Source organism: Pseudotamlana haliotis (assembly GCF_008806375.1).
Taxonomy (GTDB): domain Bacteria; phylum Bacteroidota; class Bacteroidia; order Flavobacteriales; family Flavobacteriaceae; genus Pseudotamlana; species Pseudotamlana haliotis.
In genome coordinates this window covers 215,495-229,574 of the sequence record NZ_WAAT01000004.1, presented here as the reverse complement: position 1 = coordinate 229,574, position 14,080 = coordinate 215,495, and the positions used below count along the sequence as shown (strand labels likewise).

The window sequence follows — 14,080 nt, the reverse complement described above, 5'->3', positions numbered from 1 at the left end:
ATCCTTTAATAATCTGTATCGGTTATTTAGGACTAGACATATATTGGAAATCTTATTTTAAACTTCCTACCATATCTTCTGGTTTTACCCATTCGTCATAGTCTTCAGCAGAAACATGTCCTAAACGAACAGCTTCTTCTTTTAAAGTCGTTCCGTTTTTATGTGCGGTATTCGCGATTTCAGCAGCTTTATAATAACCGATTTTAGGGTTTAAAGCAGTTACTAACATCAATGAGTTGTTTAGTAAAGTATTAATCACCTCTTGATTTGGCTCTATACCAACAGCACAGTTTTCTTCAAAACTTACACAAACATCACCAATTAATTGCGCTGATTGTAATACGTTAGCTGCCATAACAGGCTTAAATACGTTTAGTTCGTAGTGACCTTGTAAACCACCTACAGAAACAGCAACGTCATTACCCATAACCTGTGCACAAACCATAGTCATAGCTTCACATTGTGTTGGGTTTACTTTTCCTGGCATGATAGAACTTCCTGGTTCGTTAGCCGGAATAATGATTTCTCCAATACCTGAACGCGGTCCAGAAGCCATCATTCTAATATCGTTAGCAATTTTATTTAAAGAAACGGCTAATTGTTTTAATGCACCATGAGTTTCAACTAGGGCATCGTGAGCCGCTAAAGCCTCAAATTTATTTGGAGCGGTAACAAAAGGTAGACCTGTGAATTCTGCAATAAAATCAGCTACCATTTCACTATAACCTTGAGGTGTATTTAGTCCGGTTCCTACAGCTGTTCCTCCAAGAGCTAATTCACTTAAGTGAGGTAAGGTGTTTTCTAAAGCACGTAAACCATGGTCTAATTGTGCAACGTAACCAGAAATCTCTTGACCTAAAGTAATTGGTGTAGCATCCATTAAGTGGGTTCTACCAATTTTAACTACATCACTAAAAGCCTTAGATTTTTCATTTAATGTATTTCTCAATTGTTTTACACCCGGAATAGTAGTTTCAACAATTTTCTTATAAGCAGCAATATGCATACCTGTAGGGAAGGTATCGTTTGACGATTGAGATTTGTTTACATCATCATTAGGTTGAATGGTTTTTTCACCTTCTCCAATCACTTTTCCAGCTAATTGCTGTGCTCTATTAGCAATAACTTCATTTAAGTTCATGTTACTTTGTGTACCAGAACCCGTTTGCCAAATCACTAAAGGGAATTGATCATCATGCTTTCCTTCTAAAATTTCATCACAAACTTGAGAAATTAAGTCGCGCTTTTCAGCATCCATAACACCTAATTTGCAGTTTGTATGTGCTGCTGCTTTTTTTAAGTAAGCAAACCCGTAAACAACTTCTAAAGGCATAGAAGCTGCAGGCCCAATTTTAAAGTTGTTTCTTGAGCGTTCTGTTTGTGCGCCCCAAAGTTTATCGGCAGGTACTTTAACCTCGCCCATAGTATCTTTTTCTATTCTGTAACTCATTTTAAAAGTATTAAATTCTAAGATGTAAAGTTACGCTTTTTACAAGGTTTTTAGAATAGGAATTCTGTAAATTTTAGATTGCTTTTTTAACATAGATATAACGATTTTCAACCAATCAAAAAATATAAAATAAGTAACTTAGCGTATATGAGCTAGTTATCTAGTTTATAGTTTTTTAAACTTAACTAAATAAAAATATTATGTCAACAATTAGATTAGGAGATGAAGCTCCGAATTTCACTGCAGATTCTACAGAAGGAACCATTAATTTTCATGAGTGGCTAGGGGGTAGCTGGGGTATTTTATTCTCGCATCCTGCAGATTACACTCCGGTTTGTACGACTGAATTAGGAACCGTAGCGAAATATAAAAATGCTTTTGATAACAGAAATGTTAAAGTTGTGGCCTTAAGTGTAGATGGCGTAGAGTCGCACAAAGGTTGGATTAAAGATATAAACGAAACACAAGAGACTGAAGTTAATTTCCCTATTATCGCTGATGAAGACCGAAAGGTTTCTGAATTATATGATATGATTCATCCCAATGCAGATAGCAAATTAACCGTACGCTCGGTGTTCGTTATTGACCCTGAGAAAAAAGTAAAATTGATGATTACTTATCCGGCGTCAACCGGAAGAAATTTTGAAGAACTTTTACGTGTTATAGATTCTTTACAATTAACGGCTTACCATAAAGTGGCAACGCCTGCAAACTGGAGAAACGGAGAAGACTGCGTTGTGGTTCCAGCTGTGGCTACCGAGGATATTCCGAGTATTTTTCCGAAAGGCTATAAAGAGATTAAACCTTATTTAAGAACAACTCCTCAGCCCAACTTAAACTAGTTGAAAACTCTGTTAATAAATTTAATTTTGATTTTGTATAACCAAGGTCTTTACATTATATTTGCCACAGATTTTATAACCGACACTTTATATTATGTTTGATTTTGATCAATATTTAGGCTTTTTAGCATTTCTAACCATTTTAACTTTAGGTTTTTGGTTGCTGATTTTTTTATTAACCTTTGTGGTACCTTATTGGATTGGAGGTTCTTTAATTGAAAAATTTAAAGAAATGAAAGAAGAAAAGAAGGCTAAGCGCGACGCTTAAAAACATAATTTGATATAAAAAAAGAGCTTAATTTTAAAATTAAGCTCTTTTTTTATGCGTTGTCTTTTCCTTAAATTAACCTTCGAAATCATCATCGCCACCATGATCCATGTTATTTCTACTTTTTTCGTGACTTTGTTTTTTCTGATTGAAACGATAAAGTAATGAAAGGTTAACCTGACGTTGTCTCCATTGTGATTCACTCTCTCTTTCAAAAGAATCTGTTTCTGTTAGAGAGATATACTTTCTCGAGTTAAATACATCACGCACGTTTAATGATACCGTCACGTGATCCCCAAACTCCTTACTGAACGCCAAATCCATAGAAAACACACCTTCGGTAGTCGTTTGAGCATTGGCATTAGGACCTCTATAATTCATGTTTGTTTGCCAATCTATTTCTGCTGGTAAAGTCACTTTACTACTAAACCTTCCAAACCAGCTATTATCACTTGTACCATAATCAACGCCATTAAATTCACCATCCTTTTTGAAATGAAAATAATTGAAAGTTGAATTAATACGTAACCATTTATATGGGTTGAAAAGCACGCCTATTTCTGCACCAGCTCTATCATTTGAAGATAAGTTGATAGGAATAGTTCTAATAATATCAATTCCATCAGAGGTTTGAAATCCGGTTTCTTCTTGAATACGTTCAAAAGATCCGGTTTCGTGCTGGTAGTAAACCGAAGTTGTCAAAGTTAATTTATCCCAACGCTTTAAGTAACCCAAATCAAAGGCACTAGAAAAAGCGGGCTCTATGTTAGGGTTTCCTTGAAAGACATCCGTTCTACTAGATCGTGTTGGAAAGGGATTGACATACCAACCTCGTGGTCTATTTATTCTTCGGTTATAACCAAAGGTGATACTTTCTTCTTTATTATCATCTGTTTTTGCTAAATTATAGATTAGGTTAACGGTAGGGAATAGACCTAAGTAATTATTATCAAAATCTAAATCTATAGGGAAGCCAAAAGCATCTTCTAACTCTTGATCGGTTAAACGGGAGTCAATATTTCCTTTGAGTTGGGTGTTTTCTAATCGGAGTCCGAGTAAAAATGAAAAATCACCAAACTTAGTGCCGTATTGGGAGTAAATTGCTGAAATGTTTTCGCTATAATCAAAGATGTTTGAAATGGTATCATTAACAAAAAAATCACCCGTATTCAGGTCTTCTTGTCTTAAGGTATAATCGGTTATTTCATTTTGAAAGTTTCCTCTTAAACCAGCTTCAAACCTAGAATCTTCTCCAATTGGTAGTACGTAGTCAGCTTGAATTAAATATTCTTTTTCCTTTTCAGTTTGATTAATTTTTTCTTCTTGAAAGGGATCAGGATTGCTTTGATTTGTGATTATATAATTTTCATTAATATCAGAAAATTGTTCTTCATCTTGATTTTCATATTGAAAATCGGCGGTCAGTTCATGACCTTCATCATTGAATTTAGTGACGTAGTTTAAGGCAAACTGGAAACTGTTACCTTCTTCGTTTTCTTTTTCTTTCCTAAGAGTTTCTTCATCTAAAATATTAGAATTGTAGCGTTTACTGTAATTTTGAGATTCGTCGGCATCTTCACCATATCTATAAAATATACTTCCAGTAAGCGAGGTCATATCTGTTAGAAAATATTCCATACCCAAACTGGCATTATAATTACGATTTAATCGTGTCACATCTTGATCTTCATTAATATTTTCAAATTCTGGGGCTTCAATCTGACCGTTTTCAATTTTATCAAAATAATGGGTATCGGTATTTTTAATTCTAGGCGCATTAAAATAACGGAACCCTAAGTTTGAAAATAAATTGAATTTTTCTGTTCTGTAATTTAGATTACTTGAAATACCTGCGTAATCAGGATTTCCAGCGGTAAGCGTTACCGAGCCATTAAAACCAAGGGTTTCTTTTTGACTTAGAATAATATTCAAGATCCCAGCAGTTCCTTCAGCATCATATCTAGCAGAAGGAGAGGTGATGACTTCAACACGCTCTATAGCTTCTGCAGGTAATTGCGCCGATATATTACTATCGCCAAAACCAGCCATTGTTGAGGTTTTGCCATTAATTAAAATACGAACGTTTTCATTTCCTCTCAAACTAATAGCGCCTTCAACATCAACAGAAACGGAAGGGACGTTGTTTAAAGCATCGCTAACCGTTCCGCCAGCAGCGGTTAAATCTTTACCAATATTGTATATCTTTTTATCAAGCTTAATCTGAACCGTTGTGGTTTCAGCAATGACTTCAACGGCATCTAAAGCTTCCATGTTAATGGCTAAAGCAATGGCGCCTAGGTCTAGATCTGTGCTTAACTCCTGATTAGGGAGTTTTATAGTATTGTAGGATATGTATTCTATAGATATATCATAAACGCCTTTAGAAATAGGAATACTAAATTCTCCTTTTTCATTGGTGATTCCGCCTTCAACGATTTTATTTTCAGCTTGGCTAAAAAATGAAACTGTTGCATACTCTAAAGGTTGCTTAGTTTCTTCGTCAATAATTGTTCCTGTAATGGTTAATTCTTTTCCACTAATTTTTTTCTGAGAATACCCAAAATTTGAAAAGAGTAAAAAAGTAAATAGTAAGGGTACTAGTTTCTGCATGGATAGTAATTTGCTGAGTTTGACTGCAAATTTATACCATGGTTTAAGGAAGAATGGTTAATGTTATGTTAATAAAATAGGACTGAATTATATGATTTTACTAATGTTTTCAGGAGGTCTACCTACAACAGCCTTATTACCATTAATCACTATAGGGCGCTCAATTAATTTCGGGTTTTCAACCATTGCAGTAATAATTTCAGCATCACTTAAATCCTTGTTTTTGAAATCACTTTTCCAAATGGCCTCGTTTTTTCTAACCAGTTCAATAGGTTTGATGTTTAGCAATTTGATAATGTTTTTTAATTCTTCTTCCGAAGGCACATTTTCTAAATATTTAATAATCTTAAAATCTTTTCCTGATTCTTCTAGAATTTGAACACCGTTACGAGATTTACTACATCTGTTATTGTGATAAATTGTAATCATTATATTTTAATATTAAAGGTTTCTAATTGTATTTTTAGTTTTTCTGAAGTTGTAAAATGAATGCCGTGTATACCTAATGTTTTAGCAGCTTCAATATTTCTTAGGTTATCATCTATAAAAATAGCATTTTCAGGCTTTATATTGAAGCGATTCAGTGCAAGTTCATAAATATCTATAAATGGTTTTCTTGTGTTTTCTTCACCTGAAACTAAAATCGCTTCAAACCATTGTAAAAATTCAAATCGAGCTTGAGCAATAGGAAACGTCTCTGCACTCCAATTGGTTAGGGCAACAACTTTATACTGTTTAGAATCAATGAGTTTTCTAAGGATGATAACCATACCGTGAATGGCACCACCTAACATGTTTTCCCAATCGCCGTAAAACTTACGAATTTCTTTTTCGTATTCAGGAAAAAGTTTGACACGATCTTCGGTCGCTTGAGCTAAAGGATAGCCGGCATCTTGGTTTTCGTTCCAATCGCTTGTGCAAACATGATCTAAAAACCAACGTGTTTTCTCCTGGTCTCCATTAAAAACATCTAAGAAAACATACTCGGGGTTCCAATCAATAAGAACCCCACCAAGATCGAATATAATCGTGTCTATTTTACTCATAGCTGATTGTCGTCTTCTACTTTTTGTCCCATCATCATGAGATAAGACTTAAGGAATTCATCAATATTTCCGTCCATAACCGCATCTACATTACCGGTTTCATGACTGGTACGAACGTCTTTCACCAATTTATAAGGGTGCATCACGTAGTTTCTAATCTGGCTTCCCCATTCAATTTTCATTTTACCAGCTTCAATATCTTCACGCTGCGCCATCTGTTTTTGAAGTTCGATTTCATACAATTGGGACTTCAACATTTGCATGGCTCTTGACCTGTTGTCATGTTGCGAACGCGTTTCAGAACACTGAATTTGAATCCCTGTAGGCTTGTGGTGTAACTGTACTTTAGTTTCAACTTTATTAACGTTTTGACCACCGGCACCACTAGAACGCGCGGTCGTAATTTCAATATCCGCAGGGTTGATTTCTATTTCAATGGTGTCATCAACAAGAGGATAAACATATACAGAAGCAAAACTGGTATGTCTTTTGGCATTACTATCAAAAGGAGAAATACGTACCAATCGGTGTACACCGTTTTCTCCTTTAAGCCATCCAAAGGCAAAATCGCCTTCAAGCTCTAAGGTTACTGTTTTGATACCAGCAACATCGCCTTCTTGAAAGTTAAGTTCTTTTATTTTGAAACCACTTTTCTCGGCGTACATTAAATACATACGCATGAGCATATTGGCCCAGTCACAACTTTCGGTACCTCCAGCACCTGCAGTAATTTGAAGGACAGCACTTAGGCTATCACCTTCTTCAGAAAGCATGTTTTTAAATTCAATATCTTCTAGAAAAGTTGCTGTTTTATCATAGTGTTCTTGAACCTCTTCAGCCGAATATTCGCCTTCTTTATGAAATTCATAAAGTAAGTCAAGCTCTTCAATTTGTGATTTAACGGTTTTGTAATCTTCAACCCATTTCTTTTTCACACGAAGGGATTTCATAATCACTTCAGCAGCTTTTGGGTCGTTCCAGAAATTAGGGTCGAAGGTTTGCTCTTCTTCGTTTTGTATTTCTATAAGTTTGGCATCTATGTCAAAGATAGTGCCTAAGTTTATCGAGGCGGGTATTTAGATCTTTAATTTGATCGGTTGTTATCATGAATATGTCTTTTGAACAAAAATAGGATTTATAAAAGCAGTTGAAAATATTTCTTATATAATTTTTATAGTTTTACCATTAAAATTGCAGCATGAAAATAGATTTAAGAAGCGATACCGTTACAAAACCTACTAAAGACATGTTAGAAGCCATGATGGCTGCCCAAGTTGGCGACGATGTGTTTCGCGAAGATGAAACGGTTAACCTTTTAGAAGAGAAAGTAGCTCAATTGTTTGGGAAAGAATCTGCATTATTTTTCCCTAGTGGCACTATGGCCAATCAAACAGCGATTAAATTACACACCAACCCAGGCGAACAGGTAATTTGTGATAAATACGCTCATATTTATAATTATGAATCTGGAGGAGCTTCTTTTAATAGTGGAGTATCTTGTAAATTAATTGATGGCGAGCGTGGTATGTTTAAGGCTGAGCAAGTATTAGAAGCTATAAATCCGGAAGATTATTATTATAGTAAAACAAGTTTGGTGGCCCTAGAAAATACAACTAATAAAGGTGGTGGTGCTTGTTGGGATTTTGAAGAGATTTTAAAAATCAGACAGGTCTGTGCTGAAAACGGTTTAGGACTTCATTTAGATGGTGCCAGGCTTTGGAACGCCATTGTTGAAACGAATGATTCTTTAGACCAATATGGTAAAGTGTTTGATACCATTTCGGTGTGTTTGAGTAAAGGGTTGGGGTGCCCTGTAGGATCTGTCTTGGTTGGTAATGCTGATATTATGAAGGATGCTTTGCGTATTCGGAAAATATTTGGTGGAAATATGCGACAAGGTGGATATTTAGCAGCTGCTGGCATTTATGCTTTAGACCATCATATTGACAGATTAAAGGAAGACTATAAAAAGGCTAAAGAAATAGGGGAGGCTCTAGCAAAATTAAATCAGGTGAAATCAGTGGAGCCTATAGAAACTAATATTGTGATTTTTGAGTTGCATGATGACGCAGATGATAAAGCGTTTGTTCAAAAATTAGCGGCACAAAATGTTTTTATAATTAGTATGGGGAATAAAAAATTACGCATGGTAACACATTTAGATTATAGTGATACCATGCATAATAAATTTATAGAATTATTAAAATTGAATAAGCTGTAAAAAGCTTGTTCAAAAACCTTAATCCTCTTTTTCAACTACTTCAGCCGTTGGTGCATTGGTTTTAATAGACTCAATACCATTTTCCATACCATCAGTACCTGCGTACATTTGGCTAGTCCCAATGATTTGACCGTTTGCAGCTTTAATATTAAAGTGAAACTTTCCGTTTGCAGCAGTTTTACGTTCAAATTTAGAATCGTCAGCGCAGTTTGTTTTTACCGATTCAATACCGTTTTTAGCACCAGATTTATCGGCGTAACCTTGACTCGCTAAGATAATTTGACCATTTTTAGCTTTCAGATGAAAATAATATTTTTCGTTGTTTTCACTTTGAAATAATTCGAACATAATTTTGAAATTTAAGATTAAAAACTAAAAATAAGAGATTTATATTTATTTTACTATTCTTAATCGTTAAAAATAAATTAAGGTCTCAATTACTTATTTAAACATGTCCATTCCTGGTATGTCTGGCATACCTTCTTTAGCAACAGCAGCTAACTCAGCTTCGTTAACGCTAGTCGCTTTTTCAATAGCTTTATTCAAGGTAAGAATTAAATAATCTTCTAACTCTTCTTTGTCATTTAATAAGCTATCATCAACTTGAATAGATTTAATCGTTCTATTGGCTGTCAACGTGATTTTTAATTTACCATCACTACTAGCTTCGTCAATTAAAACGGTGTCTAGGCGTTTTTTAGTGTCTTCTACTTTTTGTTGGGTTTCTTTAAGTTTTCCCATCATACCCATCATATCTCCAAACATAATTTTTCTTTTTTTTCGTTTAAAACAAAATTAATTAAAATAGACTAAATTTAGTAGTTAAATAATTTAAAATGAAAAATCAACTCCTATTTCTATTCTTAAGCATTATTTTTGCCCACTCTTGTAAAGAAAATGATAAGATGATAGAAAAAGAATCGCATTTAGAATCACCAGTCGCTAAAAAAATAGCTCATAAACTTACTACTCATAATGATACTCGAGTTGATGATTATTATTGGTTAAATGATAGAGAAAACCATGAGGTTATTGATTATTTGAATAAAGAGAATGATTATACCAAGGCGATGATGGCGCATACGGAAGATTTTCAGAAAACGCTATTTGAAGAAATGAAAGGCAGAATTAAGGAGGATGATGCCTCGGTACCTTATAAATTAAATGGCTATTGGTATATCACCAAATATGAAACCGGAAAAGATTATCCAATTTACGTTAGAAAAAAGGAAACTTTAGATGCGGAAGAAGAAATTTTGTTCGATTGTAATAAAATGGCCGAAGGTCAGGCTTATTTCAGTTTAGGAGGTTTATCTATTAGCCCAGATAACACTATGGCTGCTTTTTCTACTGATTTAGTGAGTAGAAGACAATATACGATTAGAGTTAAAAACTTGGTTACAGGTGAAATTTATTCAGACGAAATAAAGAACACAACTGGAAGTGCGACTTGGGCCAATGATAATAAGACGCTTTTCTATACCATGAAAGATGAAGTGACTTTACGTTCAGAAAAAATATTCAAACACGAGTTGCACACAGATAGCTCTCAAGATACCGTTGTTTTTCATGAAGAAGATGAAACCTTTAACACCTTTGTTTACAAGACAAAATCGAAGAAATATATCATCATTGGTTCTTCTAGTACCTTATCTTCAGAGTACCGTTTTTTAAATGCCGATACGCCTAATGGTGAATTTAAACTATTTCAAGAACGTACGGAAGATTTAGAATATAGCATCGCACATTACGAAGATAAATTCTACATTATTTCTAATGCTGATGGGGCTACAAATTTTAAAATTTCTAAGGTTCATGAGGATAATACAGCTTTAGACAATTGGGAAGATGTAATTCCACATAGAGCGAGTGTTCTTATAGAAGACCTTGAAATTTTTAAAGATTATTTAGTGGTTAATGAGCGTGAAAACGGGCTCAATAACTTAAGAATTATAAGTTGGAATGGTGTGGAAGACTATTATTTGCCATTCGAAAATGAAACCTACACAGCTTATATAGGTAATAACCCAGATTTTGATAGCGATACTATGCGTTATGGTTATAATGGCTTAGCGACGCCTAGCTCGGTTGTAGATTACAATTTCAAAACCAAAGCGAAAAAAATTAAAAAAGAACAAGAGGTTTTAGGAGGGCAATTTAAAAAGGAAAATTACGAGTCGAAACGCATTTGGGCCACGGCAAGAGATGGCGTAAAAATTCCGATGTCAATGGTATATAAAAAAGGTGTGAAATTTGATGGCACGGCACCCTTATTGCAATACGCCTATGGTTCTTATGGTTCAACCATTGACCCTTCCTTTTCTACGGTGCGTTTAAGTTTACTGGATAGAGGTTTTATTTATGTTATTGCCCATATTAGAGGTGGGGAATATTTGGGGCGAGAATGGTATGAAAATGGGAAATTACTAACCAAACGTAATACTTTCACTGATTATATTGATTGTTCAAAGTACTTAATAGCACAAAAATATACTTCAAATAAGCATTTATATGCCTACGGCGGTTCTGCTGGTGGATTATTAATGGGCGCTGTCATTAATATGAATCCGGAACTTTACAATGGTGTTCTAGCTGCCGTACCTTTTGTAGATGTGGTAACGACCATGTTAGATGATACTATTCCTTTAACAACAGGAGAATACGACGAATGGGGAAACCCAAATGAAGCCGAATATTACCAATACATGAAGTCTTATTCACCTTATGATAATGTAGCACCTAAAGCTTATCCAAACATGTTGGTAACTACAGGTTTACATGATTCTCAAGTACAATATTGGGAGCCTGCTAAGTGGGTTGCTAAGCTTCGAGATTTAAAAATAGACAGTAATAAACTATTGCTTCAAACTGATATGGAATCGGGGCATGGTGGGGCTTCAGGACGTTTTGAAAGCTTAAAAGAAGTTGCTTTAGAGTATGCCTTCTTGCTAGATTTAGAAGGAAATCATGGTCAGTAGAAAAAAATGTTTTATTTTTGTACGTTTTTAAGCTGTATTAGTTTCAAATGCTAAGCAATTACTAAAAAGGATTTATGGAACAAAAAAATCACGTTTATAACAACGTATTAGATTTGGTAGGCAACACACCACTTGTCAAACTTAATCGAATAACTTCTCAGTTTAAAGGTGACTTTTACGCAAAAGTAGAAGCATTTAATCCAGGACAGTCTTCAAAAGATAGAATAGCACTTTATATTATTGAACAAGCCGAAAAGAAAGGGATTCTTTCTCCAGGTGACACCATTATAGAAACAACTTCTGGTAACACAGGATTTAGTATCGCAATGGTAAGTATCATAAAAGGCTATGAATGTGTGCTTGCTGTAAGTTCAAAATCTTCTCCAGATAAAATAGATATGCTGAAGACGATGGGAGCGAAGGTATATGTGTGTCCGGCACACGTTAGTGCAGACGACCCGCGTTCATACTACGAAGTTGCAAAACGTTTACATAGCGAAATGAAAGGTTCTGTGTATATCAATCAGTATTTCAATCAATTGAATATTGATGCACATTACTATTCTACAGGACCAGAAATATGGAAACAAACTGAAGGTCAAATTACACACCTTGTAGCTTGTAGTGGAACAGGAGGAACGATTTCGGGAACTGCTAAATACTTAAAAGCACAAAACCCTAATATTAAAGTTATCGGTGTTGATGCCTTTGGTTCGGTGATTAAAAAATATCACGCCACAAGAGAATTTGACGAAAAAGAAATTTATCCATACAGAATTGAAGGTTTAGGAAAGAATTTAATTCCTGCCGCTACTGATTTTGATGTGATAGACGATTTTGTAAAAGTAACCGATGAAGAGAGTGCGCACACTGCAAGAGAGTTAGCTAGGACTGAAGGGATCTTCGCTGGTTACACTTCAGGTGCGGCCATGCAAGCTATAAAACAATTGAGTGAAGCTGGTACCTTTGGAGAAAATGACAAGGTGGTTATTATTTTTCCAGACCACGGTGCACGTTACATGAGTAAAGTTTATAGTGATAAATGGATGAGTGATCAAGGTTTCTTTGATAGTGTAAACGGAGCAGCTGCCGAGAGCATTCAATACATAAAATAATAGCATTAAAAGTTCAAAAAAAGAGTTGGTCTTTCGCTTTTTAAGTGAAAAACAAACTCTTTTTTTATTTTGTAATAATTGAACGTTAAAAATTATGTTCAATGCTAATAAATAATTAATTTTGCATCCATTAACTTCAGACCAAAAATTACTTCTTTTCTTCTCGATGAATCATTACTAATGATGTTTGGTGAAAAAGTATTGGTGTTTAGTTATGTCTTAATTTCAATCGCAACAAGATTTATAATAAATGAGAGATTTATTTGATAAAATTTACAAGGATAAAGGGCCATTAGGAAAATGGGCGTCTCAAGCCGAAGGATACTTTGTGTTTCCTAAATTAGAAGGCGAAATTTCTAACCGTATGAAATTTCAAGGAAAAGACGTTATCACTTGGAGTATTAATGATTATTTAGGTTTAGCAAATCACCCAGAGGTAAGAAAAGTAGATGCTGAAGCAGCAGCCGAATATGGTTCTGCTTACCCAATGGGAGCGAGAATGATGTCTGGTCATACCGATTTGCATGAAAAACTTCAAAATGAATTAGCCTCATTTGTACAAAAAGAAGCCGCTTATTTATTAAATTTTGGTTATCAAGGTATGGTTTCTACCATTGATGCTTTGGTTGCAAAAGATGATATTATCGTTTATGATGTAGATGCTCACGCTTGTATTATTGATGGTGTGCGTTTACACATGGGTAAACGTTTTACATACAAACACAACGATGTTGAAAGTTTAGAGAAAAACTTAGAACGTGCTACTAAAATGGCAGAACAAACCGGTGGAGGGATTTTAGTGATTTCTGAAGGTGTTTTTGGTATGCGTGGTGAACAAGGACGTTTAAAAGAAATCGTTGAACTTAAGAAAAAATTTAATTTCAGATTATTTGTTGATGATGCCCATGGTTTCGGAACATTAGGCGCTACAGGTGCAGGTGCAGGAGAAGAGCAAGGAGTGCAAGCTGATATTGATGTGTACTTTGCAACTTTCGCAAAATCTTTAGCAAGTACGGGAGCTTTTATAGCCGGTGATCAAGAAATCATAGATTATTTAAAGTATAATTTACGTTCTCAAATGTTTGCAAAGTCTTTGCAAATGCAATTGGTGGTTGGGGCACTTAAGCGTTTAGAAATGCTTAAAACCATGCCTGAGCTAAAAAACAAGTTATGGGAAAATGTGAACGCATTACAATCAGGTTTAAAAGAACGCGGTTTTGATATAGGAACAACACAGAGTTGTGTAACTCCTGTATATTTAAAAGGAAGCATTCCTGAAGCTATGGCTTTAGTTCGTGACCTACGTGAGAATTATGGAATATTCTGTTCTATAGTGGTTTATCCTGTAATACCTAAAGGAATGATTTTATTAAGATTAATACCGACATCAACACATACTTTACAAGATGTTTCTGAAACTTTAGATGCTTTTGATGCGATTCGTGAGCGTTTAGAAAACGGAACTTACAAACGTTTATCAGCAGCTGTTATGGCAGCAATGGGAGAGTAGTTCTATTCGATACGAAATATAAAAAAAATCCGATTCAATT

At 34.8% G+C, this 14,080-nt stretch carries 13 protein-coding genes; 6 read left to right on the top strand and 7 right to left on the bottom strand.

Annotated features, from left to right (window positions below; all coding sequences use genetic code 11):
• Window positions 1–52: 52 nt before the first annotated feature.
• Window positions 53–1,450 (bottom strand): class II fumarate hydratase, encoded by a 1,398-nt coding sequence (fumC, locus tag F6U93_RS01485; protein WP_150936142.1) that lies wholly within the window; start codon window positions 1,448–1,450, stop codon window positions 53–55.
• 200 nt (window positions 1,451–1,650) lie between these two features.
• On the opposite strand from fumC, the gene F6U93_RS01480 reads away from it, so the two are divergent.
• Window positions 1,651–2,292, top strand: a complete 642-nt coding sequence (locus F6U93_RS01480; protein ID WP_150936140.1) for a peroxiredoxin — start codon at window positions 1,651–1,653, stop codon at window positions 2,290–2,292.
• A 94-nt stretch (window positions 2,293–2,386) separates the two neighbouring features.
• A complete protein-coding gene (locus F6U93_RS14555) occupies window positions 2,387–2,560 on the top strand; it encodes a hypothetical protein (RefSeq protein ID WP_191963432.1) in 174 nt (57 codons plus the stop codon).
• Between the two features lie 75 nt (window positions 2,561–2,635).
• Here the strand turns inward: F6U93_RS14555 and F6U93_RS01475 are convergent, their stop codons facing one another.
• From F6U93_RS01475 to prfB, 4 genes are all read right to left on the bottom strand, one after another.
• Complete coding sequence (locus tag F6U93_RS01475; protein ID WP_150936138.1) at window positions 2,636–5,170, bottom strand: TonB-dependent receptor domain-containing protein; 2,535 nt, start codon at window positions 5,168–5,170, stop codon at window positions 2,636–2,638.
• An 87-nt stretch (window positions 5,171–5,257) separates the two neighbouring features.
• Window positions 5,258–5,599, bottom strand: a complete 342-nt coding sequence (gene arsC, locus F6U93_RS01470) for an arsenate reductase (glutaredoxin) (RefSeq protein WP_150936135.1) — start codon at window positions 5,597–5,599, stop codon at window positions 5,258–5,260.
• Window positions 5,599–6,216: an HAD family hydrolase gene (locus tag F6U93_RS01465; protein ID WP_150936133.1), complete on the bottom strand. Its 618-nt coding sequence runs from the start codon at window positions 6,214–6,216 to the stop codon at window positions 5,599–5,601. The genes arsC and F6U93_RS01465 overlap by 1 nt, the downstream gene beginning before the upstream one ends.
• A protein-coding gene (gene prfB / locus F6U93_RS01460) for a peptide chain release factor 2 (RefSeq protein ID WP_150936131.1) occupies window positions 6,213–7,323 on the bottom strand; the annotation gives its coding sequence in 2 pieces (ribosomal slippage) (window positions 6,213–7,259 and window positions 7,261–7,323; 1,110 coding nt in all). The genes F6U93_RS01465 and prfB overlap by 4 nt, the downstream gene beginning before the upstream one ends.
• Window positions 7,324–7,414: 91 nt before the next feature.
• Here prfB and F6U93_RS01455 point away from each other — a divergent pair.
• A complete protein-coding gene (locus tag F6U93_RS01455; RefSeq protein WP_150936129.1) occupies window positions 7,415–8,437 on the top strand; it encodes a threonine aldolase family protein in 1,023 nt (340 codons plus the stop codon).
• An 18-nt stretch (window positions 8,438–8,455) separates the two neighbouring features.
• Here the strand turns inward: F6U93_RS01455 and F6U93_RS01450 are convergent, their stop codons facing one another.
• Both F6U93_RS01450 and F6U93_RS01445 read right to left on the bottom strand, forming a co-directional pair.
• Entirely contained in the window at window positions 8,456–8,785 is a 330-nt protein-coding gene (locus F6U93_RS01450) for a YegP family protein (protein ID WP_150936127.1), read from the bottom strand.
• 93 nt (window positions 8,786–8,878) lie between these two features.
• Window positions 8,879–9,202 carry a YbaB/EbfC family nucleoid-associated protein gene (locus tag F6U93_RS01445; protein WP_150936125.1) on the bottom strand — a complete coding sequence of 108 codons (324 nt, stop codon included), beginning with the start codon at window positions 9,200–9,202 and terminating at the stop codon, window positions 8,879–8,881.
• Window positions 9,203–9,273: 71 nt separating this feature from the next.
• On the opposite strand from F6U93_RS01445, the gene F6U93_RS01440 reads away from it, so the two are divergent.
• The 3 genes from F6U93_RS01440 (at window position 9,274) to F6U93_RS01430 (ending at window position 14,040) form a co-directional block, all read left to right on the top strand.
• Entirely contained in the window at window positions 9,274–11,415 is a 2,142-nt protein-coding gene (locus F6U93_RS01440; protein WP_150936123.1) for a S9 family peptidase, read from the top strand.
• Between the two features lie 74 nt (window positions 11,416–11,489).
• Window positions 11,490–12,530 carry a PLP-dependent cysteine synthase family protein gene (locus F6U93_RS01435; protein WP_150936122.1) on the top strand — a complete coding sequence of 347 codons (1,041 nt, stop codon included), beginning with the start codon at window positions 11,490–11,492 and terminating at the stop codon, window positions 12,528–12,530.
• 250 nt (window positions 12,531–12,780) lie between these two features.
• Window positions 12,781–14,040 (top strand): aminotransferase class I/II-fold pyridoxal phosphate-dependent enzyme, encoded by a 1,260-nt coding sequence (locus F6U93_RS01430; protein WP_150936119.1) that lies wholly within the window; start codon window positions 12,781–12,783, stop codon window positions 14,038–14,040.
• Window positions 14,041–14,080 lie beyond the last annotated feature (40 nt).